Here is a 24,168-nt window from a genome sequence, read left to right as displayed (position 1 = left end):
GACAGTCACGAGCACGCCCGCATAACCCGGATTCAAACTATGCTGCTTTCCGAACAGGCCTACCAGAAAATCGACCGAGAACTCGCGAAGTTCCCGGCCGACCAGCGGCAGTCCGCCATCATGGCCTCGCTTGCCATCGCGCAAGAAGAGAAGGGCTGGTTGGCTACCGAAACTATTGAAGATGTGGCCAATTACATTGGCGTCCCGCCCATCGCGGTGCAGGAAGTCGCCACGTTCTACAACATGTTCGACGTCAAGCCCGTCGGCAAGAACAAGATCGCCGTCTGCACGAACTTGCCCTGTGCCTTGCGCGATGGCGATCGTGCCGGCGAATACCTCAAGCGCAAGCTGGGTGTCGACTACCGTCAAACCACCGCCGACGGCCAGTTCACGCTGGTTGAAGGCGAATGCATGGGCGCTTGCGGCGATTCCCCCGTGCTGATCGTGAACAACAAGCATATGTGCGTGCGCATGACCGACGAGAAGCTGGACGCGCTGGTCGCGGCCCTCAAGGTGCAAGGAGAGTCGGCATGAACGCGCCCGACCTGTACAAGCAGTTCGCGCAAGGGCTGGATCCCAATCCGCTGAACGATGTGTCCAATTCGATGTGCCTGCATGGCCGGCACATCCAGCCGCAGATCATGGCCGACGTCGACGGCGCCAACTGGCGCCTGGCCGACTACGTCAAGCGTGGCGGCTACGAAGCCCTGAAGAAGATCCTCACCACCGGCATGAAGCCGGAAGACGTGATCGCCGAAGTCAAGGCGTCGGGTCTGCGCGGCCGTGGCGGCGCGGGTTTCCCGACCGGCCTGAAGTGGAGCTTCATGCCGCGCGCCTTCCCGGGCCAGAAGTACCTTGTCTGCAACTCGGACGAAGGCGAGCCGGGCACGTTCAAGGACCGCGACATCCTGCGCTTCAATCCGCACATCGTGATTGAAGGCATGGCCATCGCGGCCTACGCCATGGGCATCAGCGTCGGCTACAACTACATCCACGGTGAAATCTTCGAAGTGTATGAACGCTTCGAAGAAGCGCTGGAAGAGGCGCGCGCCGCCGGCTTCCTGGGCGACAAGATCCTGGGTTCGGACTACAGCTTCCAGCTGCACGCGTTCCACGGTTACGGCGCCTACATCTGTGGCGAAGAAACCGCGCTGCTGGAATCGCTGGAAGGCAAGAAGGGCCAACCGCGCTTCAAGCCGCCGTTCCCGGCCAGCTTCGGCCTGTACGGCAAGCCCACCACGATCAACAACACCGAAACGTTCGCGGCGGTGCCGTGGATCATCCGCAACAGCGGCCAGGCCTACCTGGAAGTCGGCAAGCCGAACAACGGCGGCACCAAGCTGTTCTCGATCACCGGCGACGTCGAACGCCCCGGCAACTACGAGATCCCGCTGGGCACCCCGTTCTCGACCCTGCTGGAACTGGCGGGCGGCATGCGCGGCGGCAAGAAACTGAAGGCCGTGATCCCCGGCGGATCCAGCGCCCCGGTGCTGCCGGCCGACATCATCATGGAATGCACGATGGACTATGACTCCATCGCCAAGGCCGGCTCGATGCTCGGTTCTGGCGCGGTGATCGTCATGGACGAAACGCGCTGCATGGTGAAGTCGCTGCTGCGTCTGTCGTACTTCTATTTCGAGGAAAGCTGCGGCCAGTGCACGCCGTGCCGTGAGGGCACCGGCTGGCTCTACCGCATGGTGCACCGCATCGAAAACGGTCACGGCCGTCCGGAAGATCTGGACTTGCTGGACAACGTGGCAGGCAACATCATGGGCCGCACCATCTGCGCCCTGGGTGACGCCGCCGCCATGCCCGTCCGTGGCTTCCTCAAGCATTTTCGCGACGAATTCGCGCACCACATCGAGCATAAGTCTTGTGTGGTCCCGCAATATCTGTAGGTCTCAGGAACAGCAATGGTTGAACTAACCGTCGACGGCAATCAGGTCGAAGTGCCCGAAGGCAGCATGGTCATGCATGCCGCTCAGAAAGTCGGGCTTTACGTGCCGCATTTCTGCTACCACAAGAAACTGTCCATCGCGGCCAACTGCCGGATGTGCCTGGTTGAAGTGGAAAAAGCGCCCAAGGCGCTGCCCGCCTGCGCCACGCCCGTGACTAACGGCATGGTCGTCCACACCTGCTCTGAGAAGGCTCGCGCCGCTCAGAAATCGGTGATGGAATTCTTGCTCATCAATCACCCCCTCGACTGCCCGATCTGCGATCAGGGCGGCGAATGCCAGCTGCAGGATCTGGCCGTGGGCTACGGTGGTTCTTCCTCGCGTTACCAAGAGGAAAAGCGCGTCGTCTTCCACAAGGACCTGGGCCCGCTGGTTTCCGCCGAGGAAATGAGCCGCTGCATCCACTGCACCCGCTGCGTGCGCTTTGGCCAGGAAATCGCCGGCGTCATGGAGCTCGGCATGCTGGGCCGTGGCGAACACTCCGAGATCACGACGTTCGTCGGCCGCTCGATCGAGTCCGAACTGTCGGGCAACATGATCGACATCTGTCCGGTGGGCGCGCTGACCTCCAAGCCCTTCCGCTACAGCGCGCGTACCTGGGAACTGGCTCGCCGCCGTTCGGTCAGCCCGCACGACAGCCTGGGCGCCAACCTGGTGGTCCAGGTCAAGGGCGACCGCGTCATGCGCGTGGTGCCGTTCGAAGACGAAGCCGTCAACGAATGCTGGATCAGCGACCGCGACCGCTTCTCGTATGAAGGCCTGAACAGCGACGACCGTCTGTCCGCCCCGATGATCAAGGGCACCGATGGCAAGTGGCAGGAAGCTTCCTGGGCCGATGCGCTGCAAGCCGTCGCCCAAGGCCTGTCGCGCGTCCGCGACAGCTTCGGCGCTGGCCAGATCGGCGCGCTGGCGTCCGAATACGCCACCACCGAAGAATATGCGCTGCTGGGCCGTCTGGTCCGCGCGCTGGGCTCCGAGAACATCGACTTCCGCCTGCGCCAGACCGACCCGGCCTTTGACGCCGCGTTGACCGGTGCGCCGTGGTTGGGCATGCCCATCGCCGAACTCGACAACCTGGATCGCGTCCTGGTCGTCGGCTCGTTCCTGCGAAAGGACCATCCGCTGATGGCGCAACGCCTGCGCCAGGCGGCCAAGCGCGGCACGCAGATCCTGATGGTCGACAGCGCCGCTGACGATCCCCTGATGCCCGTCGCCGCCCGCATTACCGTGGCGCCGTCCGAGCTGCCGCGTGCGCTGGCCGAAGTGGCCGTGGCCCTGGCGCAAGCCAAGGACCAGGCCGTTCCGGCCGAATTCGCCTCGGTCACCCCGGGCGAAAATGCCAAGATCATCGCCGCCAGCCTGGCTTCCGGCGCCAACACCGCCGTGCTGATGGGCAACCTGGCCGTGGCCAGCGCCCAGGCATCGACGCTGGCCGCCAACGGCCGCGCCGTGGCGGATCTGGCCGGCGGCAAGTTCGGCTTCCTGACCTCCGGCGGCAACACCGTCGGCGGTTACCTGGCTGGCGCCGTTCCGGGCAAGGGCGGCAAGACTGCCGCTGAGATGCTGGCGGAACCGCTGAAGGCCTACATCGTGCTGCACGCCGAGCCGCTGCTGGATGCCGACAACGGCCAGCAAGCGATCGCCGCGCTGCGCGGCGCGCAATTCGCCGTCGCCTTGACGCCGTACCGCTCGGCTGCCGCCGAATGGGCCGACGTCATGCTGCCGGTGTCGCCGTTCACCGAGACCTCGGGCACGTTCGTCAACGCGCAAGGCCTGGCCCAGAGCTTCAAGGGCACGGTCACGCCGTTGGGCCAGACGCGTCCGGGCTGGAAAGTCCTGCGCGTGCTGGGCAACGTCCTGCACCTGGCCGGCTTTGACGACGAGACCTCGGAATCCGTGCGCGACGCCGCGCTGGCCGGTGGCATCGAAGGCCGCTTGTCCAACGACGTCAAGGCGCCGCTGGGCCTGGGTCAGGCTGCAAGCGGCCTGGAACGCGTGGCCGACGTGCCGATCTACCGCACCGACGCCATGGTCCGCCGTTCGGAGCCGCTGCAAGCGTCCCCGGCCTCGAAGAAGCCGGCTGCCGCCATGAACGGCCGCACGTTGACCAGCCTGGGCCTGACGGCCGGGGTCAAGGTCCGCGTCGCGGGCGCCCAGGGCGCCGTCGAACTCGAAACCGTGCAGGATGATGCCGTGGCCGATCGCGCCGTGCGCATTTCCGCAGCCTTTGAAAACACCGCAGCCCTGGGTGGCGCATTCGGTCAACTCAGCGTGGAGCGTGCCTGATGGAATGGCTTAATGTTCTTGAGAGCCACGGGCAGGCATTGCTGGGCCCGACGGTCTGGATGGTCCTCTGGACCCTCATCAAGATTGTGATCATCGCCGTGCCGATCATTCTGTGCGTCGCGTACCTGACGTACTGGGAACGCAAGATGATCGGCGCCATGCACGTGCGCGTGGGCCCGAACCGCGTGGGCTTCAAGGGGTTGCTGCAACCGTTCGCCGACGTGTTCAAGCTGTTGACGAAGGAAGTCGTCGTCCCCAGCCAGGCCAATAAGGTGTTGTTCGTCGTGGCCCCCGTGGTCACCCTGATGCCCGCGCTGGCCGCCTGGGCCGTGGTGCCCTTCGGCCCTGAGGTCGTGTTGGCCAACGTCAACGCCGGCCTGCTGTACATCATGGCCATCACCTCGATCGGCGTCTATGGCGTGATCGTGGCGGGCTGGGCGTCGAACTCCAAGTACGCGTTCCTGGGCGCCTTGCGCGCCTCGGCCCAGATGCTGTCGTACGAACTGGCCATCGGCTTCGTGCTGGTGACGGTGCTGCTGGTGTCCGGCAGCCTGAACATGTCCGAGATCGTGAACGTCCAGAACCGCGGCTGGTTCGCCGACAAGGGCCTGACGTTCATGTCGTGGAACTGGCTGCCGCTGTTGCCGCTGTTCGTGATCTACGTGGTGGCGATCGTGGCCGAAACCAACCGTCACCCCTTCGACGTGGTGGAAGGCGAATCGGAAATCGTGGCCGGCCACATGGTCGAATACTCGGGTATGGCCTTCGCCCTGTTCTTCCTGGGTGAATACGCCAACATGATCCTGCTGTCCTGCATGGCGTCGATCATGTTCCTGGGCGGCTGGGCTTCCCCGATCGATATCGCGCCGCTGACCTGGATCCCGGGTTGGATCTGGCTGGGTCTGAAGACGTTCGTCGTGGTCTCGTTGTTCGTGTGGTTCCGCGCATCGTTCCCGCGCTACCGCTATGACCAGATCATGCGTTTGGGTTGGAAAATCTTCATCCCACTGACCGGCGTTTGGCTGGTCGTGGTGGCGATCTGGATGCAGACGCCCTGGAACATTTGGCGCTAAGCCGCCAAGCAGAGGCAGGATATGGAAGCGATCAAAGATTTCTTCGGCAGTCTGATGCTGACCGAGTTGCTCAAGGGCATGCGCCTGACGGGCAAGTACTTTTTCAAGCGCAAGGTCACCTTGCGCTATCCGCAGGAAAAAACGCCTACGTCGGCGCGATTCCGCGGCCTGCACGCCTTGCGCCGCTACCCCAACGGGGAAGAGCGCTGCATCGCGTGCAAGCTGTGCGAAGCCGTGTGTCCGGCCTTGGCGATCACCATCGAATCGGACCAGCGCGATGACGGCACCCGCCGCACCACGCGTTACGACATCGATCTGACCAAGTGCATTTTCTGCGGCTTCTGTGAGGAAAGCTGCCCCGTGGACTCGATCGTGGAAACCCATATCCACGAATACCACGGTGAAAAGCGCGGCGACCTGTATTTCACCAAAGACATGCTGCTCGCCGTGGGCGACCGCTACGAAGCCGACATCGCCCGCCGCCGGGCCGACGACGCTCCTTACCGTTGAAGCCCAGGGTCTGATCCATGACTTTTACCACTGTCCTTTTCTACATACTGGCCGCCGTGCTGGTGATCGCGGCGTTCCGCGTGATCACCGCGCGCAGTCCCGTCACCGCAGTCCTGCATCTGATCCTGGCGTTCTCGAACGCCGCCATGCTCTGGATGCTGCTGGGCGCCGAATTCCTGGCGCTGCTGCTGGTGCTGGTGTACGTGGGCGCCGTGATGGTGCTCTTCCTCTTCGTCGTGATGATGCTGGACATCCGCATGGACACCATGCGCCAGGGCATGAAGACCTACCTGCCTCTGGGCCTGGTGATCGGTCTGGTGCTGGTGCTGGAGATGTCCTTCGTGCTGGGTTCCACCTGGTACGGCTCGGGTCCGCAAGCGCCGGTTGCCGGCGATTACAACAACGCTCGCGCGCTGGGCGAAGTCATGTACACCCAGTACGTCTACGCCATTGAAGTTGGCGCCGCGCTGCTGCTGGTCGGCATGGTCGCCGCGATTGCGCTGACCCTGCGCCGCCGCCGCGACGTGAAGTACAACGACCCGGTGGCCGCCGTGCGCGTTCGCTCGAAGGATCGTTTCCGCATGGTGGACATGCCGGCCCAGAGCGACCGTGCCCAGGCCAAGCGCGACGCCGCCAACGGCGTTGCCGCTGCGCCCCAAGGAGAAAAAGAATGACGCTGACGCTGGCCCACTATCTGATCCTGGGGGCGATCCTGTTCGCCATCGGGATCTTCGGCATCTTCCTGAACCGCCGCAACCTGATCATTCTCTTGATGTCCATCGAGCTTGTGCTCCTGGCCGTCAACATGAACTTCGTGGCGTTCTCCAGCTGGTTCGGCGACACCGCCGGCCAGGTGTTCGTGTTCTTCATCCTGACCGTGGCCGCCGCTGAAGCGGCGATCGGCCTGGCCATCCTGGTGCTGCTGTTCCGCAACCTGAACACGATCAACGTTGACGAACTCGATCGCCTGAAGGGCTGACGGGGTATTGGAAGAAAATGTCTAGCTCACCCAATCTCTACTTGCTCATCGCGCTGGCACCGCTGGCCGGAGCAATTCTCGCGGGCCTTTTCGGCACCGGCTTCCTGGGCCGTCCCATCGGCCGTCGCGCGTCCCACGTCATCACCATCCTTGGCGTGTTGATTTCCGCCATCGGTTCGGTGGTGGTGCTGGCCGACGTGCTGAACGGCCTGCGCTTCGACGGCGCGGTCTACACCTGGAGCCTGATCGGCAAGACCAAGCTGGAAATCGGCTTCCTGATCGATCCGCTGTCGGCCATGATGATGGTCGTGGTGACCTCCGTGTCGCTGATGGTGCACATCTACACCATCGGCTACATGGCGGATGATCCCGGCTACCAGCGCTTCTTCTCGTACATCTCGCTGTTCACGTTCTCCATGCTGATGCTGGTGATGTCGAACAACATGGTGCAGCTGTTCTTCGGCTGGGAAGCGGTGGGCCTGGTGTCGTACCTGCTGATCGGCTTCTGGTACACCCGCCCTACGGCGATCTTCGCCAACATGAAGGCGTTCCTGATCAACCGTGTCGGTGACTTCGGCTTCGTGCTGGGCATCGGCCTGTTGTTCGCTTACGCCGGCACGATGCACTACGGTGAAGTGTTCGCCCAAGCCGACAAGCTGGCCGCGATGACCCTGCCGGGCTCGGACTGGATGCTGCTGACGGTGGCGTGTATCTGCCTGTTCATCGGCGCCATGGGCAAATCGGCTCAGGTTCCGCTGCACGCCTGGCTGCCCGACTCGATGGAAGGCCCGACCCCGATCTCCGCGCTGATCCACGCCGCCACCATGGTGACGGCCGGCATCTTCATGGTGGCGCGCTTCTCGCCGCTGTTCGAACTGTCGGACGTGGCGCTGTCGTTCATCATCGTGATCGGCGCCATCGGCGCGCTGTTCCTGGGTATCCTGGGCATCATCCAGACCGACATCAAGCGCGTCGTCGCGTACTCCACGCTGTCGCAGCTGGGCTACATGACGGTGGCGCTGGGCGCGTCGGCCTACTCGGTGGCGATCTTCCACCTGATGACCCACGCGTTCTTCAAGGCGCTGCTGTTCCTGGGCGCGGGTTCGGTCATCATCGGCATGCACCACGACCAGGACATCCGCAACATGGGCGGCCTGCGCAAGTACATGCCCATCACCTGGATCACGTTCCTGCTCGGCACGCTGGCCTTGGTAGGCACGCCGTTCTTCTCGGGTTTCTACTCGAAAGAGAACATCATCGAAGCAGCCGGCCACGCTAACGTCTGGGGCGCAAGCTTCGCGTACTACGCCGTGCTGATCGGGGTGTTCGTGACCTCGCTGTACTCGTTCCGCGTTTACTTTCTGGTCTTCCACGGCAAGGAACGCTTCGACACCACCGACCACGGTCACGGCCATGGTCACGACGACCATGCCCATGACGACCATGCCCATGACGACCACGGGCACGACGACCATGGCCACGGCCATCACGGCGGCAAGCCGCACGAATCGCCCTGGGTGGTCACGCTGCCGCTGATCCTGCTGGCGATCCCGTCGGTGCTGGTGGGTGCGTGGGCCGTGGACCCGATGCTGTTCGGCAAGTTCTTCAACGGCGTCATCACGGTGCTGCCGCAGCATCCGGCGATGCACGAACTGAGCGAAGAATGGCACGGCTGGGTCGCCTATGGCCTGCATGCCTTCCAGACCCTGCCGTTCTGGCTGGTCGTGGCAGGTTTCGTCATCGCCTGGTACTGCTACCTGATCAACCCCAAGGTTCCGGCCGCGATCAAGTCCAGCTTGTCTGGCGTGAACAAGGTGCTTGAGAACAAGTACTACGTGGATTGGGTCAACGAGCAGATCATCGCTCGTGGCCTGCGCGCGCTGGGCCGTGGCCTGTGGAATACCGGCGACCGCGGCATCATCGACGGCCTTCTGGTCAACGGTAGCGCCCGCGTGGTGGGCTGGGTGGCAGCGGTCAGCCGCCACCTGCAGTCCGGCTTCATCTATCACTACGCGTTCGCGATGATCATCGGCATCATGGCGCTGGTGACTTTCTTTGTGCTGATTCCCCAATGATGGCAAGCGAGATGGCATCCAACACTTTCCCCTGGCTCACGCTTGCGATCTTTGTCCCGATCGTATTCGGCCTGCTGGTGCTGGCGGTGGGCCGTGACGACCGTCCCGGTCTGACGCGCGGCCTGTCGCTGGCCGGCGCCTTGGCCGGTTTCCTCGTCACGATCCCGCTCTACACCGGTTTCGACTCCACCACGGCTGCCATGCAGTTCGTGGAGAAGGCCTCCTGGATCGAGGCTTTCAACGTCAACTACCATCTGGGCATCGACGGCATTTCGCTGTGGTTCGTTCTCTTGACCGCCTTCATCACCATCATCGTGGTGCTGGCGGGCTGGGAAGTCATCACCAGCCGCGTGGCGCAGTACATGGCCGCCTTCCTGATCCTGTCGGGTCTGATGGTGGGCGTGTTCGCGGCGCTGGACGGCATGCTGTTCTACGTGTTCTTCGAAGCCACGCTGATCCCGATGTACATCATCATCGGTGCGTGGGGCGGCGATAACCGCATCTACGCAGCATTCAAGTTCTTCCTGTACACGCTGATGGGTTCCCTGTTGACCCTGGTCGCGTTCATCTACCTGTGGCACGCCTCGGGTGGTTCGTTCGACATCCTGACCTGGCACAAGGTCAAGCTGGGCCAGACCGAACAGATCCTGATCTTCGTGGCACTGCTGGCGGCATTCGCGGTGAAGGTGCCGATGTGGCCCGTCCACACGTGGTTGCCGGACGTTCACGTCGAAGCGCCCACGGGCGGCTCCATCGTGCTGGCCGCCATCATGCTGAAGCTGGGCGCCTACGGTTTCCTGCGCTTCTCGCTGCCGATCACGCCGGATGCCTCGCACAGCCTGGCTGGCCTGATGATCACGCTGTCCTTGATCGCGGTGATCTACATCGGCCTGGTGGCGATCATCCAGGAAGACATGAAGAAACTGGTGGCCTACTCGTCCGTGGCCCACATGGGTTTCGTGACCCTGGGCTTCTTCATCTTCAACACGGCCGGCATCGAAGGCGCCATCGTGCAGATGATTTCCCACGGCTTCGTGTCGGGCGCCATGTTCATGTGTATTGGCGTGCTCTACGACCGCATGCACTCGCGCCGCATCGCCGATTACGGCGGCGTGGTCAACGTGATGCCGCGTTTCGCCACGTTCTTCATCCTGTTCTCGATGGCCAACAGCGGCTTGCCGGCCACCAGCGGTTTCGTGGGCGAGTTCATGGTGATCATGGGCGCGGTCGAGCACAACTTCTGGATCGGCTTGTTGGCGGCCACCGCCCTGATCCTGGGTGCTGCGTATTCGCTGTGGATGGTCAAGCGCGTGGTCCTGGGCGACATCGCCAATGACCATGTGCGCGAACTGACCGATATCAACCGCCGCGAATTTGTGATTCTTGGCGTGATGGCGATCGCCGTGTTGTACATGGGGATCTATCCCAAGCCCTTCACCGACGTCATGCACGTGTCGGTCGAGGCCCTGCTGCAACACGTTGCCGTCTCGAAACTGTAAGACAAGACAATGATGCAATCCCAAATCGATTTCGCCCTGGCGACACCGGAAATCCTCCTGCTGGTTTTCGGCCTGGCTATCCTGCTCGTCGACGCGGTCAGCAATCACCCTGAGCGCAAGCCGACGTTCCTGCTGACCCTGCTGGCCTTGGGCGTGCTGACCGTCGTGTCGGCCTTCCAATGGAAAAACGGCGTCGCAGGCGCGACGTTCCACGGGCTGTACGTCACCGATGAACTGTCGCACCTGCTGAAGATCGCGTCCTATATCGCGGTGGGCGCCACGCTGGTCTACGGCCGCGTTTATGCGCAGGTCCGCGACATGCTCAAGGGCGGCGAACTCTACGTGCTGACGCTGTTCGCGCTGCTGGGCCAGATGGTCATGATTTCCTCCGGGAACCTCATCTCGATCTACCTCGGCCTGGAACTGATGTCGCTGGCGCTGTATGCGCTGATCGCGCTGCGCCGCGACGACGTCGTGGCCACCGAAGCCGCCATGAAGTACTTCGTGCTGGGCGCGTTGGCCTCGGGCTTCCTGCTGTATGGCATGTCGATGGTCTACGGCTCCACGGGCCACCTGGACCTGGCCGAGATCTCCAAGGTCGTCGCCGCCGGCAAGGCCGAGAAGATGGCGCTGGTGTTCGGCATTGTGTTCCTGGTGTCGGGCCTGGCGTTCAAGCTGGGCGCCGTGCCGTTCCACATGTGGGTGCCCGACGTCTACCAGGGTTCGCCGACCGCGGTCACGTTGATCCTGGGCGGCGCGCCGAAGCTGGCGGCCTTCGCCATCACGCTGCGCCTGCTGGTGGACGGCCTGCATGGCCTGGCCGCCGACTGGCAGCCGATGCTGATGATCCTGGCCGTGCTGTCGCTGGCCATCGGTAACCTGACCGCCATCGCGCAGACCAACTTCAAGCGCATGCTGGCCTACTCGACCATCTCGCACATGGGCTTCGTGCTGCTGGGCCTGATGTCGGGCTCGGTCGCAGGCAAGCCGGAACTGTCGTCCGCCGCCTATGGCGCGTCGCTGTTCTACATGCTGACCTACGTGCTGACCACGCTGGCCAGCTTCGGCATCGTGCTGCTGCTGTCGCGCCAGGGTTTCGAATGCGAGCAGATCGACGACCTGAAGGGCCTGAACCGCCGTAGCCCGTGGCATGCCGCCATCGTGCTGCTGCTGATGTTCTCGCTGGCCGGGATTCCGCCGCTGGTGGGCTTCTATGCCAAGCTGGCCGTGTTGCAAGCGCTGATCAGCGCCGGCCACGTCACGCTGGCCGTGATTGCCGTGCTGTTCTCGCTGATCGGCGCGTTCTACTACCTGCGTGTCGTCAAGGTTGTGTACTTCGACGAACCGGCGGCCGACGCCGCACCGATCGCCGCCACCTGCGGTCAACGCGGACTGCTGTCGGTCAACGGCGCCATGATGCTGGTACTGGGCCTGCTCCCGGGCGGCCTGATGGCGCTGTGCGTACAGGCCATCCGTTCGTCGCTGTCCCTGTAATCGGATACCCGCCATGAACCAGACGCTGGCGGTGTGGCTGTTGATCGCGCTGGCGCTTGTCAGCGCCAACCTCCCGTTCCTGACGGAACGGGTGTTCGCCGTCCTGCCCTGGAAGCAGGCCGGCGCGGCCGTGGTCAAACCGTTCTGGCTGCGCCTGGTTGAAGTGCTGGTGTTCTACGCCATCGTTGGCGCGCTAGGTTTTGCGTTCGAGTCCACGCTAGGCAACCGGTTTGCCCAGACCTGGGAGTTCTACGCGATCACCCTGAGCTTGTACCTGGTGCTGGCCTATCCGGGCTTCGTCTACCGCTACTTGTTCAAACGGCACCCCCGTCTGCGCGCCTGATGGCCCGCCAAGGCACCAAACGCCCCTTCAGGGGCGTTTTTCTTTTGGGTCCGTGAAATGTGCCGCGCGCAAGGCCGCGCAGCAGGGCGGCCACCCCTGGCGCGTGCAATGGCATCGCGAACTTGCCGTGGACGCTGCAAGGGGTGTCGCCGTGTCACGGCGCTATAAGCCGTTATTTATAGCGATCTTGCAGGCATAAGTGTTGTTTTTTTCGTCTTTAACGTAAGCGCAGCACTTTCGTTCAGGTTTCATTCAGCGCCCAAGATCAAAATCGCAACCGGTAAAAAAATAAGAATCGTTGCTATTCATATTCTGGAGAAGCTGGTTTGAAGCCCCAAGATTCGTATTCGCTGAATACGCTTACTACCTCGTTGGCCGCCGCCATTGCCGCGCCCGCCTTGTTCATCAGCCCCTACGCCGCCGCGCAGTCCGCGGACTCGGGCGTGACGCAGCTTGCCCCGGTTCGGGTGGAGGGTGAAGGGTCTTCGTACCAGACGACGACAGTGCCGTCGCCGAAGATGACGGCACCTTTGCTGGATACGCCGCGCACGGTGCAGGTTGTGCCGAAGCAGGTGATCCAGGACCAGGCAGCGTCCACGCTGCAAGACGTGCTGCGCAATTCGCCGGGCATCACGTTCGGCGCGGGCGAGGGCGGTCGGCCGGGCGGCGACCTGCCGATCATCCGCGGCCAGAATGCCGCGGGCAGCCTGTTCCTGGACGGCATCCGCGATTCCAGCACCCAGGTGCGCGATACGTTCAACCTGGAACAGGTGGAAGTGATCAAGGGGCCGGACTCGGTGTATTCGGGCCGGGGTGGCGCTGGCGGCAGCATCAACATGGTCAGCAAGGCGCCGAAGGCAACGGACTTCACCGAAGCCACCGCCCAGATCGGCACGGACAACAATTACCGCGCCACGATCGACGGCAACTGGCGCCTGGCCGACAAGGCGGCGTTCCGCTTGAACGTGATGGGCAACAAGGGCGATGTGGCCGGCCGCGACGACGCCGTTGATTTCGAGCGCTGGGGCGTGGCGCCGTCGCTGATGCTTGGAATCGGCACGCCGACTCGCATCACGCTCAGCTACTACCATTATCAAGACGACAGCATGCCGGACTACTCCATTCCGTATGACCCGAAGACGGGGCAGCCGGTGACGGAGACGCGCGGCGTGAGCCGCAAGACGTTCTACGGCCTGACGGGCCGGGACTTCATGAGCACGCGGGATGATGTCGCGACGGTCGATTTTCAGCACGATTTTTCGGACAAGCTGCAATTGCGCAACGTGACCCGGTATGGCCGTGGCACGACCGATTTCGCCGCCACCAACCCGGACGACAGCAAGGGCAACGTGCCCAACGGGCTGGTTTACCGCGCGTTGAAGTCGGGCTACTACGTCACCAAGAGCTTCGCCAACCAGACGGACCTGACCGGCGAGTTCGATACCGGCAGCCTGAAGCACTCGTTCGACCTGGGCTTCGAATACAGCAACATCAAGCAGGACAAGGACGGCTATACGGAGTCTATTCCCGGGGGCACCAGCGCCTGCGCGGGCAGCCCGAATCCGGCGCTGTGCGCTTCGCTGTGGGATCCGGAACCGGGCACCTCGTATCCGGGACACCTGCAACGCAACGACAACCCGGCCCGCTACAACACGGACACCGTGGCGCTGTACGGCTTCGACACGATCAAGTTCAACGAACAATGGCAAGCCAGCATCGGCGCGCGCTGGGACAACTACCGCACCAGCGGCAGCAACATTGCGAAGGGCCGCAACGATCCGGCCGGCACGCCGGCGTTCTACAACACCAGCCGCGAAGACAATCTGTTTAACTACCAGTTGGGCCTGGCCTACAAGCCGCTGCCCAATGGCACGATTTACGCGACGTACGGCACGTCATCCACGCCGTCGGCCATCGCGGCCGGCGCAATCAGCGATGCCGCCACGGCCACGAGCGCGTCGCTCGAGCCCGAAAAGAGCCGTACCGTGGAACTGGGCACGAAATGGCAGGTGTTCGACGACCGGCTGACGCTGTCGGCGGCTGCCTTCCACGATATTCGCAAGAACACGAGCGTTGCCGTGTCCGCCACGGAAGTGTCGCAAGTGGGCGAGGCCAGGGTGCGGGGCATCGAACTGGGCTTCTCGGGCAACATCACGCCCAGGTGGAACGTGTTTGGCGGCTATACCTTCATGGACAGCGAAGTGACCAAGGGCGCCTATAACAGCGGCGCCGTAGGCCAGGACCTGCCCAATACGCCGCGCAATGCGTTCAGCCTGTGGACCACCTACAAGGTGCTGCCCAAGCTGACGGTCGGCGGCGGCGCCTACTACGTCGACAAGCAGTTCGGCAATGCCGATGCATCGAATAACGCGGATGGCACGCCCAAGGCGCGCTGGGTGCCTTCGTACTGGCGCTTTGACGCGATGGCGGGCTACGAATTCAACGAGCACTTCTCAGCCCAGCTGAACGTGTTGAACCTGTTCGATGAAACGTACTACACCAAGGCTTACGCGGCGCACTATGCTGCGTTGGGCTCGGGCCGGGCGGCATTGCTGTCGCTTAAGGTCCGGTATTGATGACGCCGTAGCGACGGACCGCTCTTGATGGGCCGGTACGGTTCCGGCGCTGCAAGTAAAAAGCCACCGCAAGGTGGCTTTTTTTGGGGCGGGCGGTTGGCTGTTGCTTCGGACGGCTGCGAAGCCTGCCGCCAATCAGCTTTCGAACCAGCTCAGCACGCCGTCCAGGCCCGTCACGTTCAACGCGAAGCGGGTTTGCTCGCGCACCAGCGGCTTGGCGTGGTAGGCGACCGGGAAGCCCGCCGCGCCCAGCATCAGCAGGTCATTGGCGCCGTCGCCCATGGCGATGATCTGGTCTTTCGTGGCGCCGTGCACACGGGCGAATTCACGCAGGTAGACCGCCTTGGCCGAGGCATCCAGGATGTCGCCCACGACGTGGCCGGTCAGCAGGCCGTTGTCGATCTCCAGCGTGTTTGCATGCGCGCTGTCCAATTTCAGCCGCTCGCGCAGGCGGTCGGTGAAGAACGTGAAGCCGCCCGACACCAGCAATACCTTGATGCCGGCGGCCTGCGCCGTGCTGATCAGGCGTTCCGCGCCTGGGTTCAGCCGCAGCTTTTCAACATAGACCTGCTCCAGCGCGTCGGCCGGCACGCCCTTGAGCAGGGCAACACGGCGGCGCAGGCTTTCGGCGAAGTCCTTGATCTCGCCGCGCATGGCGGCTTCGGTGATCTCGGACACCTTGTCTTTCACCCCCACCACACCCGCGATCTCGTCGATGCACTCGATGTTGATCAGCGTGGAATCCATGTCCATCGCAAGCACCTTGCATTGCGACAGCTTCAGGCCGGCCGGCAGGAAGGCCACATCCACGCCGTTGCGGTCGGCCCAGGCCACGACTTCGGCGCGGGTCAGGGCGTCGTGCTGCACGTCCAGCAGACGGGCGGCGGTGTTGCTGATGCGCGCCACCCCCTGGGCCTGAGCCAGGGCGGCCAGCTGTTCCGCGTGTTCGACGGTCAGGCCGGGGGATTGGACGACAAGGTGATGGGTAGTCATAAAGTTGCGAAGGTTGGCGGGATTATTTCAAGGCGCGCAGCACGACGCGTATGGCATCGGCGCGAGCGGCGATCTGCGCGGCCTTGATCTCAATCCGCAATTTATCCTGTCCTGCCAGTTTGATGTTGCGCTGGCGTTGCACAAGTTCAATGATCCGGCCGGGATCGACCGTGGTCTTGGGGCCGAATTGCATCAGCGCCTGGGTTTCGCTGGCGTCGATCTTGACGATGCCCAGCGGTTGCGCGGCCAGTCGTAAACGATGCGTGGTCAGTAGCGTTTGCGCGGCTTCGGGCAGTTTGCCGAAGCGGTCGATCAGTTCTTCCTGGATGAGGATCAAATCGTCTTCGTTGGCGGCGTGGGCCAGACGCTTATAGATACCCAGGCGCGCGTGCACGTCGGCGCAGTAGTCGGAAGGCAGCAGCGCGGGGGCATGCAGATTGACCTCGCAAGCCAGGTTGAAGGGCGCGTCCAGGTCGGGTTCTTCGCCCGCGCGCAACGCGCGGACGGCCTCGTTCAGCATCTCGTTGTACATCGAGAAGCCGACCTCCTGGATGTTGCCGGATTGCGAGTCGCCCAGCACTTCGCCCGTGCCTCGGATTTCCAGGTCGTGCATGGCCAGGTAGAAGCCGGAACCCAGTTCCTCCATGGCCTGGATCGCCTCCAGGCGCTTTTTGGCGTTGGACGTGATGGCGTCTTCGCCCGGCGTCAGCAGATAGGCGTAGGCCTGGTGGTGCGAACGTCCCACGCGGCCGCGCAACTGGTGCAACTGCGCCAGTCCGAAGCGGTCGGCGCGGTGGATCACGATGGTGTTGGCGCTGGGCACGTCGATGCCGGTTTCGATGATGGTGGTGCACAGCAGCACGTTATAGCGCTGCTGGTAGAAGCCCTTCATCACCTGTTCCAGTTCGCGCTCGGGCATCTGGCCGTGGGCCACGGCGATGCGGGCTTCGGGCACCAGTTCTTCCAGCCGCGCGCGGCGATTGTGGATGGTTTCAACCTCGTTGTGCAGGAAGTAGCACTGGCCGCCGCGCTTGAGCTCGCGCAGCAGGGCCTCGCGCAGGGTGCTGCCGTCTTCGCGGCGCACGAAGGTCTTGATCGCCAGGCGCTTCTGCGGTGCCGTGGCGATGACGGAGAAGTCGCGGATGCCCTCCAGCGACATGCCCAGCGTGCGCGGGATGGGCGTGGCGGTCAGCGTCAGCACGTCGACTTCGGCGCGCAGCGCTTTCAGCGCTTCCTTCTGGCGCACGCCAAAGCGGTGCTCTTCGTCGATGATGACCAGTCCCAGGCGTTTGAACTTCACATCCTTGGACAGGATCTTGTGCGTGCCGATGACGATGTCGACGCGGCCGTCGTTGATGCCTTCGATGGCGGCGGCCACTTCCTTGGCCGAGCGGAAGCGCGACAACTCCACGACGCGCACCGGCCAGTCGGCGAAACGGTCGGAGAACGTCTGGGCGTGCTGTTCGGCCAGCAGGGTGGTGGGGCACAGCAGGGCAACCTGCTTGCCGTTGGCCACCGCCAGGAAGGCCGCGCGCAGCGCCACTTCGGTCTTGCCGAAACCCACGTCGCCGCAGACCAGCCGGTCCATGGGGCGGCCGGAGGTCATGTCCGCCAGCACGGCTTCGATGGCGGCGGCCTGGTCCGCTGTTTCTTCGAAGCCGAAGCCTTCGGCGAAGGCCTGGTAGTCGTTCAGCGGCAGATTGAAGGCGAAGCCTTCGCGGGCGGCGCGCTGCGCATACAGCGCCAGCAGCTCGGCCGCGGTGTCGCGCACCTGGCGGGCGGCCTTGCGGCGCGCTTTGTCCCATTGGCCGGAGCCCAATTGGTGCAAGGGCGCGGCTTCCGGGTCGGCGCCGCTATAGCGGGCGATCACGTGCAACTGCGACACCGGCACGTACAAGGTGCTGCCGTTGGCGTATTCAAGATGGAGGAATTCCATCTCGCCTTCGCCCATGTCCATGTTGACCAGGCCATGGTAGCGGCCGATGCCGTGTTGCGCGTGGACGACGGGATCGCCGGCGCGCAGTTCGGACAGGTCGCGCACCATCGCTTCGACGTTGCTGGCGCGTTCCTGCGAGCGCTTGCCGCGCCGGCCGGTCGAAGCCAGGCCCGGGTACAGGTCGTTTTCGGTCAGGAAGGCCAGGTTGGCCTGCGGCAAACCGAAGCCGGTGGCAAGCGGCGCGGCCACGATGCCGAAGTTTGCGTCGGACGCCAGAAAGGCTTCGATGGTTTCCGGCTGCGCATCGGGCGTGACGCCAAACTCGTTCAGCATCTGCACCAGGGTTTCGCGGCGGCCGGCCGAATCCGCGCACAGCAGCACGCGGGTCTGGCGGGTCTGCACCAGCGCGCGCAGCTTGGCGATCGGGTCCTCGGAACGGCGCGCCACGCTGACGTCGGGCACGGCTTTGAAGTCGGGGTGCGGCTCGCCGGCGGTGAGCGACAGGCGCCGGAACGCCTTCAGGCTTGCATAGAGCGTTTCGTTGTCCAGGAATAACGAGGACGGCGGCAGCACCGGGCGCTCGCGGTCGCTTTTCAAGAAACCGTAGCGGCTGGATGTGTCGTGGTTGAAGCGCTGGATCGCGTCGTCGATATCGCCGACCGTGACGGTGACCGTCCCTGCCGTCAGGTAATCGAAGAGCGTCGCCGTTTCCTCGAAGAAGAGCGGCAGGTAGTACTCGACGCCGGCAAACGGGATGCCGTTGCCGATGTCCTTGTAGGGCAGGGCGCGGGAGGGATCGCCTTCAAAAATCTCTCGGAAGCGTGCGCGGAAACGGGTCCGCGAATCTTCGTCCATCGGGAATTCGCGGCCGGGCAGCAACTGGACCTCGCGCACGGGGTACAGGCTGCGCTGCGTGTCGACGTCGAAGCTGCGGATGGTCTCGATTTCGTCGTCGAACAGGTCCAGCCGGTACGGTACGGCGGAGCCCATGGGGAACAGATCGATCAGTCCGCCGCGCAGGCAGAATTCACCCGGCGCGGTCACCTGGGTGACGTGGTTGTAGTTGGCCAACGTCAGTTGGGCGCGCAGGGCGGCTTCGTTCAGCTTGTCCTTCTGCTTGAACGAGAACGTGTAGGCGGCCAGGAACGAGGGCGGCGCCAACCGGTACAGCGCGGTCGTGATCGGCACCGTCAGCACGTCCACCGTCTTCATCATCAGCGAGTGCAGCGTGTGCAGGCGCTGGGAGATCAGGTCCTGGTGCGGCGAAAACGCGTCGTAGGGCAGCGTTTCCCAGTCGGGCAACTGGCTGACGCGCAGGTCCGGCGCGAATAGCTGGATTTCTTCGGCCAGCCGCTGGGCCTCCACCGGCTCGGCGGTCAGGATGACCAGCGGCGCGGCCGCTTGCCGCGCCAGGTCCGCCAGCAGCCAGGCGTCTCCCGACCCGGGCGGGCGGGGCTGCGCATAGCGCGCGCCGGGTTTCAGCGCGGACAAAGTTGAGGCGGTCGCCGGGACGGGCGGGGCGGCGGTGGCGGAGGAATTGGGGGTGGGCATCAGGCTGGGAGCAGGCATCAAGCGGAAGATTATAAAATCACCGCACCATGTCTGACTCAATCATTGCAATCGTCCCCGCCGCGGGTGTCGGCGCCCGCGCCAACCCGTCCGGCGCGCAGGTCGTGCCCAAACAGTATCGTCCATTGGCCGGACAGCCCATGCTGCGCCATGCGGTGCGCGCCCTGCTGGCCGATGAACGGGTGTCTCAGGTGCGCGTGGCCGTGACGCCGGGCGACGGCTGGGTGGACGCGGCGCTGGCGGGCCTGCCTCGGACGGTATGGCGCGCCTGCGGCGGCGCGACCCGGGCCGACACCGTTGCCGGTGCGTTGGCCGATAGCGGCGTGGCGGACGATGCCTGGGTGCTGGTTCATGACGCGGCTCGTCCCGGCCTGCCGGCAGCCGCGCTGCGCCGCCTGATCGACGCCTGCCTGGCGGACCCCGTTGGCGGTTTGCTGGCGTTGCCCGTTGCCGATACGGTCAAGGGCGGCCACGAGCGGGTCGAGCGCACCCTGGACCGCAATGGCTTGTGGCTGGCGCAGACGCCGCAGATGTTTCGGGCCGGCGTGCTGCGCGATGCGCTGACGGCGGCCTCCGTGAATGGCGTGACCGTCACCGACGAGGCATCAGCCCTTGAGGCGGCCGGATATGCGCCGTTATTGGTTCCGGGCGCCTTGCGCAACTTCAAGGTGACGTGGCCGGATGATTTCGAACTGATGGAAAAATGGCTATGAGCATTCCTTTTCGCGTCGGGCAGGGCTTTGACGTGCACGCGCTGGTCGAAGGCCGCCCGCTGATCATCGGCGGGGTCACGATCCCGCACACGCACGGCCTGCTGGGGCATTCCGATGCGGACGTCCTGCTGCACGCGATCACCGACGCGCTGCTGGGCGCGGCGGGCCTGGGCGACATCGGCCGGCATTTTCCGGATACCGATCCGGCTTTCAAGGGCGCGGACAGCCGCGTGCTGCTGCGCGAGGCGATGGCGCGGGTGCGCAGCGCCGGCTGGGCGCCGGTGAACATCGATGCCACCTTGCACGCGCAAGCGCCCAAGATCGGCCCGCATGCGCCGGCCATGGTGAAGAACATCGCTGCGGATACCGGCCTGGCCGAGACCGAGGTCAACATCAAGGCAAAGACCAACGAGGGCCTGGGTTATCTGGGCCGCAAGGAAGGCATTGCGGCCACCGTCGTGGCCCTGCTGGCCCGCGCCTGAGCCGGGAAGGAACCCGGCGGCGCCAGCGCGATGCACATGAATTTCCGGCTTATTTACTTTGGAATACATCTTTAACAAATAAATAAGCGGGTCGAATTGATCTGGCATATTCTCCGCTCTTCAATTTCGACCACAGAGACATTCGGATGCATTTACGCGGCGTCGCCCTGATTTTCGTCCTAGGTGCATTCAGCTCGGCTGCACACGCCGAGTTTGAACAACAGCTTGGCCCGCTGGCCGGCACGGTCAGGCAGCAACTGCTGCAAGGCTGGACCGCCGGCGTGCAAGACGGCTGGTTCAGCTTGCGCAATACGGCGACGCCGGGCAGCGAACAGACGCTGTATCTCAATGTGGGGCCGGCGCCCGAAACGGGCCGCGTGACCGACGTCAATGTGGTCGTCAATTCGCAGAATCCGAAAGCCTCCATCGGCGTCGTGCTGAATAACCGCGCGGCCAAGAGCTTGTGCCTGCTTGAGATCACGGCCGACAAGAATACGTTGCTGTTCTGCCTGGAAGGCCAGAAGCGGCGCGATATCGCGTCGGTGCCCAACCTGGCGAAACTGGACGGTTCCGACCGCATGAAAGTGGTCGAGCTTCCGGGCGCTGCCCGGTTCGTCGTGAATGGCCAGATAATCGGCGACGTCACCGATTCGCCCGCGGTGGGTTCCGAAATCGGCATCATGGCGTATGACGTCGGCACGTTCGGCATCGCGGATTTCACCATCGAGTCGAATGTGGGTTCGAAGCCGTCCGGCGCGGCGGCGCCCGCCGGGGGACTGCCCCCGCGCCCCGGCAGCGGCGGCGCGGGTGCGCCGCAAACCGCCCCGCAAGGCGGCAATCCGCAAAGAACGCCAGCACCCGCCCAGACGCCGGCCGCCGGTAACGGCGGCTCGGGATTGCCGGGCGCGGGCCCCTATCCGCGCTTCGGTGGCGACACCCTGCGCATCGTTTCGGTGTACATCGGGATCATGCGCAGCATTTTCATGCACGAGTTCGGCCATGCGCTGATCGGCGAATTGGAATTGCCGTCGACCGGCGCGGAAGAAGACGCGGTCGACATCTATGCGGCGTTGCAGATTGTTGAACCGACGATGTACCCGTCGAACGACAAGGACGTGAACACCATGGCCCGCGACGCGGCGACCTATGCCGCGCTGCAGTGGTACTACAGCGGCAAAGTGGCTGAAAGCAATGGCGCGTCGGCCTCTTCGGCCTGGCAAGACGAGCACACGGGCGACCTCAAGCGCTTCCGCAACATGCTGTGCATCATGTATGGCGGTAATCCCAGCGTCTTCGAACCGGTGGCCAAGCACGTGGGGCTTGAAGACCGGACCAAGGCGCGTTGCTCGGACGAATTCAACAAGCAGAACCGCGCCTGGCGCAAGATCCTGGCGCCTTATACCCGCGTCGGCACCTGGACGCCGGACGGCCTGCAGCCTGCCAATGCGCCCGGCGCGCCGGTGAAGGTGGTCTTCGAACCGTCTTCGCGCAAGATCGGCAACCTGTTCGCCAACAACCTTTCCGAAGCGATCACGAACAACATCAAGCTGCTCGGGCAGACCTATGTGTTGCCGCGTCCGGTAAACGTGGTGTTCAAGGACTGCGGCAAGCTCAACGCCTGGTACAGCCCGCGTGAAGGCTCGATCACGATGTGCTATGAGCTCATCGAGAGCATCGCGGTGATGATTTCCGATATCGAAATGGGTACGGTCAACGGCGAAGTCGTGGCCAACAAGGGCGGCGGCCCGGCCACTGCGCCGCGCCAGCAGCCGCAATCGGCGCCCGGCCAAGGCATGCCCCCCAGCGCCATCGACGAACTGAAAGACATGGGCGTGCCGCCCACGACCATGCTGTTCGCCGCGCCCTACAAGGGGCCGACGCCCAACCAGATCTACCGCGCCCAGGTGATTACCACTGCGGACCTGGTGTCGATGGTCAAGAACGACAAGAACATCCTGATCGTCGATACCAGCGGCCTGCGCGACACGGTGCCGATCGCTTTCCCGCTGGCCGACGCCGGTTCGGACGGCAGCGTCACTGATCAGCTGCAGGCCTCGCTGGACGCCTGGTTGCTGAAGAAAAGCGGCGGCAAGCGGGATGTGCCGGTCGTGTTCCTGGGCGGCAGCATGAACGACCGTTCGTCCTATAACGCGGCCCTGCGCGCCGGGACGTTGGGCTGGCCGGCCTACTGGTACCGCGGCGGCGTCGAAGCATGGGCCGCCAACGGCCTGCCGACCACCTCGGACATGGCGAAGAAGTAGCCATCGCCAGCCGCATGAAAAAAACCGCCTGTGCGAACAGGCGGTTTTTTTGTGCCCATCAAGGAGCAGAGCAGCAAGCACGCGCAGCGTGTGCGGCGTGGGGGCCATTTTTGCCGCCGGGCCGCCCCAAGGCAAAAAGCGCCCCCTCGGGGGGCAGCAAGCACGCGCAGCGTGTGCGGTGTGGGGGCCATTTTTGCCGCCGGGCCGCCCCAAGGCAAAAAGCGCCCCCTCGGGGGGCAGCAAGCACGCGCAGCGTGTGCGGCGTGGGGGCTCGTTTACTTTCCTTGGGCGGCTAGCGCCAGGGCGGCGGCGTTAACGACGGACGCGATACGGCCCGCGTCGCGCAGCTGTTCGGTCGACAGGCCGTCGTTCTTCAGGTTTTCATAGTGCGAGGCCACACAGAAGTGGCACTTGCCGATGATCGAGGCCACCAGCGCGAACAGTTCGAAGCGCTTCTTTTCCACTCCGCCGTGGGTGGCGTAGGCATTCATGCGCAACTGCGCCGGCAGGCTCTTCAACTGCGCATCGCCGGTCATTTCCACGTAGGGATACCAGGTGTTGTTCATGCCCATGAGCGCCGAAGCGGTCAGCGCGGCATTGGCGTCGCCTTCCGACAAGCCGCTCTTGAAGGCTTCCACAAGCACCGGGCTGCGCGCGGCGTAGGCGGCGGACAGGGCGGCGCCCACGGCATCTTCAGGGGCGAGCGTCGAACGGGCAATCACGGCGTCCAGATTCAGGCGGATGTCCTTGGCCCAATCCGGCAGCTGTTCCTTAATGGTAGTAAGAAATTCCATAGTTTTTACCTATAATCTAGCGCAATTAAAGCCCGGCTCGGGGCCTGCAAGCAGGCCCGTTGCCGGGCTGGAAATTACAGCGTGGCGCCGCCAACCGTACGGTTGCACGGGCACAGCTCGTCGGTTTGCAGACCGTCAAGCAGACGCAGAACTTCTTCCGGGTTACGGCCGACGTTCAGGTTGTTCACCGAAACGTGCTGGATCGTGTTGTCCGGATCAACGATGAACGTGGCGCGCAGGGCAACGCCAGCACCCTTTTCACGGACGCCCAGCTGGTCGATCAGGGCACCGGTGGTGTCGCCGAATTGGTAGTGGCCCAGCTTGTTCAGGTCCGGGTGCTCACGGCGCCATGCCAGCTTGACGAATTCGTTATCGGTCGAGCCGCCCAGCAGGACGGCGTCGCGGTCTTCGAAATCCTTGGCCAGCTTGTTGAAGCCGACGATTTCGGTCGGGCACACAAACGTGAAGTCTTTCGGGTAGAAGTAGATCACCTTCCACTTGCCGGGGAACGAGCTTTCGGTGATGTCTTCAAACGCCGACACGCCATTTTCTTCGTGCTGGTTGAAGCCGGGTTTGACGCCGGTGACCTTGAAGGGCTCGAGTTTGTCGCCAACAGTTTTCATGTGTACT

Annotated in this window: 19 protein-coding genes; 15 read left to right on the top strand and 4 right to left on the bottom strand. The window is 63.8% G+C overall.

Annotated features, from left to right (window positions below; genetic code table 11):
• Positions 1-39: 39 nt before the first annotated feature.
• From nuoE to ACE039_RS21460, 12 genes are all read left to right on the top strand, one after another.
• Positions 40-534 (top strand): NADH-quinone oxidoreductase subunit NuoE, encoded by a 495-nt coding sequence (gene nuoE, locus ACE039_RS21515; protein WP_006217963.1) that lies wholly within the window; start codon positions 40-42, stop codon positions 532-534.
• Positions 531-1,898: an NADH-quinone oxidoreductase subunit NuoF gene (gene nuoF / locus ACE039_RS21510; protein WP_088138982.1), complete on the top strand. Its 1,368-nt coding sequence runs from the start codon at positions 531-533 to the stop codon at positions 1,896-1,898. Before nuoE ends, nuoF begins: the two co-directional genes overlap by 4 nt.
• Positions 1,899-1,913: 15 nt before the next feature.
• Positions 1,914-4,241, top strand: a complete 2,328-nt coding sequence (gene nuoG, locus ACE039_RS21505) for an NADH-quinone oxidoreductase subunit NuoG (RefSeq protein ID WP_485823277.1) — start codon at positions 1,914-1,916, stop codon at positions 4,239-4,241.
• Positions 4,241-5,314: an NADH-quinone oxidoreductase subunit NuoH gene (gene nuoH, locus ACE039_RS21500; protein WP_088587944.1), complete on the top strand. Its 1,074-nt coding sequence runs from the start codon at positions 4,241-4,243 to the stop codon at positions 5,312-5,314. The genes nuoG and nuoH overlap by 1 nt, the downstream gene beginning before the upstream one ends.
• A gap of 21 nt (positions 5,315-5,335) precedes the next feature.
• Complete coding sequence (nuoI, locus tag ACE039_RS21495; RefSeq protein WP_416023811.1) at positions 5,336-5,824, top strand: NADH-quinone oxidoreductase subunit NuoI; 489 nt, start codon at positions 5,336-5,338, stop codon at positions 5,822-5,824.
• A 17-nt stretch (positions 5,825-5,841) separates the two neighbouring features.
• Entirely contained in the window at positions 5,842-6,498 is a 657-nt protein-coding gene (locus ACE039_RS21490) for an NADH-quinone oxidoreductase subunit J (protein ID WP_006223759.1), read from the top strand.
• Positions 6,495-6,803 (top strand): NADH-quinone oxidoreductase subunit NuoK, encoded by a 309-nt coding sequence (gene nuoK, locus ACE039_RS21485; protein ID WP_006217969.1) that lies wholly within the window; start codon positions 6,495-6,497, stop codon positions 6,801-6,803. The genes ACE039_RS21490 and nuoK overlap by 4 nt, the downstream gene beginning before the upstream one ends.
• 17 nt (positions 6,804-6,820) lie before the next feature.
• Positions 6,821-8,878, top strand: a complete 2,058-nt coding sequence (nuoL, locus tag ACE039_RS21480) for an NADH-quinone oxidoreductase subunit L (RefSeq protein ID WP_485823276.1) — start codon at positions 6,821-6,823, stop codon at positions 8,876-8,878.
• Positions 8,875-10,377: an NADH-quinone oxidoreductase subunit M gene (locus tag ACE039_RS21475; protein ID WP_105555157.1), complete on the top strand. Its 1,503-nt coding sequence runs from the start codon at positions 8,875-8,877 to the stop codon at positions 10,375-10,377. Before nuoL ends, ACE039_RS21475 begins: the two co-directional genes overlap by 4 nt.
• Before the next feature lie 9 nt (positions 10,378-10,386).
• Positions 10,387-11,871: an NADH-quinone oxidoreductase subunit NuoN gene (nuoN, locus tag ACE039_RS21470; protein WP_448710973.1), complete on the top strand. Its 1,485-nt coding sequence runs from the start codon at positions 10,387-10,389 to the stop codon at positions 11,869-11,871.
• A gap of 13 nt (positions 11,872-11,884) precedes the next feature.
• A complete protein-coding gene (locus ACE039_RS21465) occupies positions 11,885-12,214 on the top strand; it encodes a DUF2818 family protein (protein WP_448710971.1) in 330 nt (109 codons plus the stop codon).
• A 326-nt stretch (positions 12,215-12,540) separates the two neighbouring features.
• A complete protein-coding gene (locus ACE039_RS21460; RefSeq protein WP_485823275.1) occupies positions 12,541-14,790 on the top strand; it encodes a TonB-dependent receptor in 2,250 nt (749 codons plus the stop codon).
• A 135-nt stretch (positions 14,791-14,925) separates the two neighbouring features.
• Here ACE039_RS21460 and serB read toward each other — a convergent pair whose 3' ends face one another.
• Both serB and mfd read right to left on the bottom strand, forming a co-directional pair.
• Positions 14,926-15,783: a phosphoserine phosphatase SerB gene (serB, locus tag ACE039_RS21455; protein ID WP_485823274.1), complete on the bottom strand. Its 858-nt coding sequence runs from the start codon at positions 15,781-15,783 to the stop codon at positions 14,926-14,928.
• A gap of 22 nt (positions 15,784-15,805) precedes the next feature.
• Positions 15,806-19,288, bottom strand: coding sequence for a transcription-repair coupling factor (mfd, locus tag ACE039_RS21450; RefSeq protein WP_485823273.1), 3,483 nt, complete (start codon positions 19,286-19,288; stop codon positions 15,806-15,808).
• 29 nt (positions 19,289-19,317) lie between these two features.
• Here mfd and ispD point away from each other — a divergent pair, with 29 nt between their 5' ends.
• From ispD to ACE039_RS21435, 3 genes are all read left to right on the top strand, one after another.
• Complete coding sequence (gene ispD, locus ACE039_RS21445; protein WP_485823272.1) at positions 19,318-20,001, top strand: 2-C-methyl-D-erythritol 4-phosphate cytidylyltransferase; 684 nt, start codon at positions 19,318-19,320, stop codon at positions 19,999-20,001.
• Positions 19,998-20,483 carry a 2-C-methyl-D-erythritol 2,4-cyclodiphosphate synthase gene (gene ispF, locus ACE039_RS21440; protein ID WP_105555151.1) on the top strand — a complete coding sequence of 162 codons (486 nt, stop codon included), beginning with the start codon at positions 19,998-20,000 and terminating at the stop codon, positions 20,481-20,483. The genes ispD and ispF overlap by 4 nt, the downstream gene beginning before the upstream one ends.
• Positions 20,484-20,629: 146 nt before the next feature.
• A complete protein-coding gene (locus ACE039_RS21435) occupies positions 20,630-22,744 on the top strand; it encodes a DUF4344 domain-containing metallopeptidase (protein ID WP_485823271.1) in 2,115 nt (704 codons plus the stop codon).
• A gap of 275 nt (positions 22,745-23,019) precedes the next feature.
• Here ACE039_RS21435 and ACE039_RS21430 read toward each other — a convergent pair whose 3' ends face one another.
• Both ACE039_RS21430 and ACE039_RS21425 read right to left on the bottom strand, forming a co-directional pair.
• Complete coding sequence (locus tag ACE039_RS21430) at positions 23,020-23,538, bottom strand: carboxymuconolactone decarboxylase family protein (RefSeq protein WP_057284725.1); 519 nt, start codon at positions 23,536-23,538, stop codon at positions 23,020-23,022.
• Between the two features lie 74 nt (positions 23,539-23,612).
• Entirely contained in the window at positions 23,613-24,161 is a 549-nt protein-coding gene (locus ACE039_RS21425; protein WP_006217982.1) for a peroxiredoxin, read from the bottom strand.
• Between the last annotated feature and the right edge of the window lie 7 nt (positions 24,162-24,168).

The sequence above is a fragment of the Achromobacter maghribensis genome, assembly GCF_057334215.1.
This window is presented reverse-complemented; position numbering and strand designations above follow the sequence as displayed.

Excerpts from the sequence above, each read along its gene's own strand:
- nuoE (WP_006217963.1), top strand. The coding sequence starts at position 40 with ATGCTGCTTTCCGAACAGGCCTACCAGAAAATCGACCGAGAACTCGCG.
- nuoF (WP_088138982.1), top strand. The coding sequence starts at position 531 with ATGAACGCGCCCGACCTGTACAAGCAGTTCGCGCAAGGGCTGGATCCC.
- nuoG (WP_485823277.1), top strand. The coding sequence starts at position 1,914 with ATGGTTGAACTAACCGTCGACGGCAATCAGGTCGAAGTGCCCGAAGGC.
- nuoH (WP_088587944.1), top strand. The coding sequence starts at position 4,241 with ATGGAATGGCTTAATGTTCTTGAGAGCCACGGGCAGGCATTGCTGGGC.
- nuoI (WP_416023811.1), top strand. The coding sequence starts at position 5,336 with ATGGAAGCGATCAAAGATTTCTTCGGCAGTCTGATGCTGACCGAGTTG.
- ACE039_RS21490 (WP_006223759.1), top strand. The coding sequence starts at position 5,842 with ATGACTTTTACCACTGTCCTTTTCTACATACTGGCCGCCGTGCTGGTG.
- nuoK (WP_006217969.1), top strand. The coding sequence starts at position 6,495 with ATGACGCTGACGCTGGCCCACTATCTGATCCTGGGGGCGATCCTGTTC.
- nuoL (WP_485823276.1), top strand. The coding sequence starts at position 6,821 with ATGTCTAGCTCACCCAATCTCTACTTGCTCATCGCGCTGGCACCGCTG.
- ACE039_RS21475 (WP_105555157.1), top strand. The coding sequence starts at position 8,875 with ATGATGGCAAGCGAGATGGCATCCAACACTTTCCCCTGGCTCACGCTT.
- nuoN (WP_448710973.1), top strand. The coding sequence starts at position 10,387 with ATGATGCAATCCCAAATCGATTTCGCCCTGGCGACACCGGAAATCCTC.
- ACE039_RS21465 (WP_448710971.1), top strand. The coding sequence starts at position 11,885 with ATGAACCAGACGCTGGCGGTGTGGCTGTTGATCGCGCTGGCGCTTGTC.
- serB (WP_485823274.1), bottom strand. The coding sequence starts at position 15,783 with ATGACTACCCATCACCTTGTCGTCCAATCCCCCGGCCTGACCGTCGAA.
- mfd (WP_485823273.1), bottom strand. The coding sequence starts at position 19,288 with ATGCCTGCTCCCAGCCTGATGCCCACCCCCAATTCCTCCGCCACCGCC.
- ispD (WP_485823272.1), top strand. The coding sequence starts at position 19,318 with ATGTCTGACTCAATCATTGCAATCGTCCCCGCCGCGGGTGTCGGCGCC.
- ispF (WP_105555151.1), top strand. The coding sequence starts at position 19,998 with ATGAGCATTCCTTTTCGCGTCGGGCAGGGCTTTGACGTGCACGCGCTG.
- ACE039_RS21435 (WP_485823271.1), top strand. The coding sequence starts at position 20,630 with ATGCATTTACGCGGCGTCGCCCTGATTTTCGTCCTAGGTGCATTCAGC.
- ACE039_RS21430 (WP_057284725.1), bottom strand. The coding sequence starts at position 23,538 with ATGGAATTTCTTACTACCATTAAGGAACAGCTGCCGGATTGGGCCAAG.
- ACE039_RS21425 (WP_006217982.1), bottom strand. The coding sequence starts at position 24,161 with ATGAAAACTGTTGGCGACAAACTCGAGCCCTTCAAGGTCACCGGCGTC.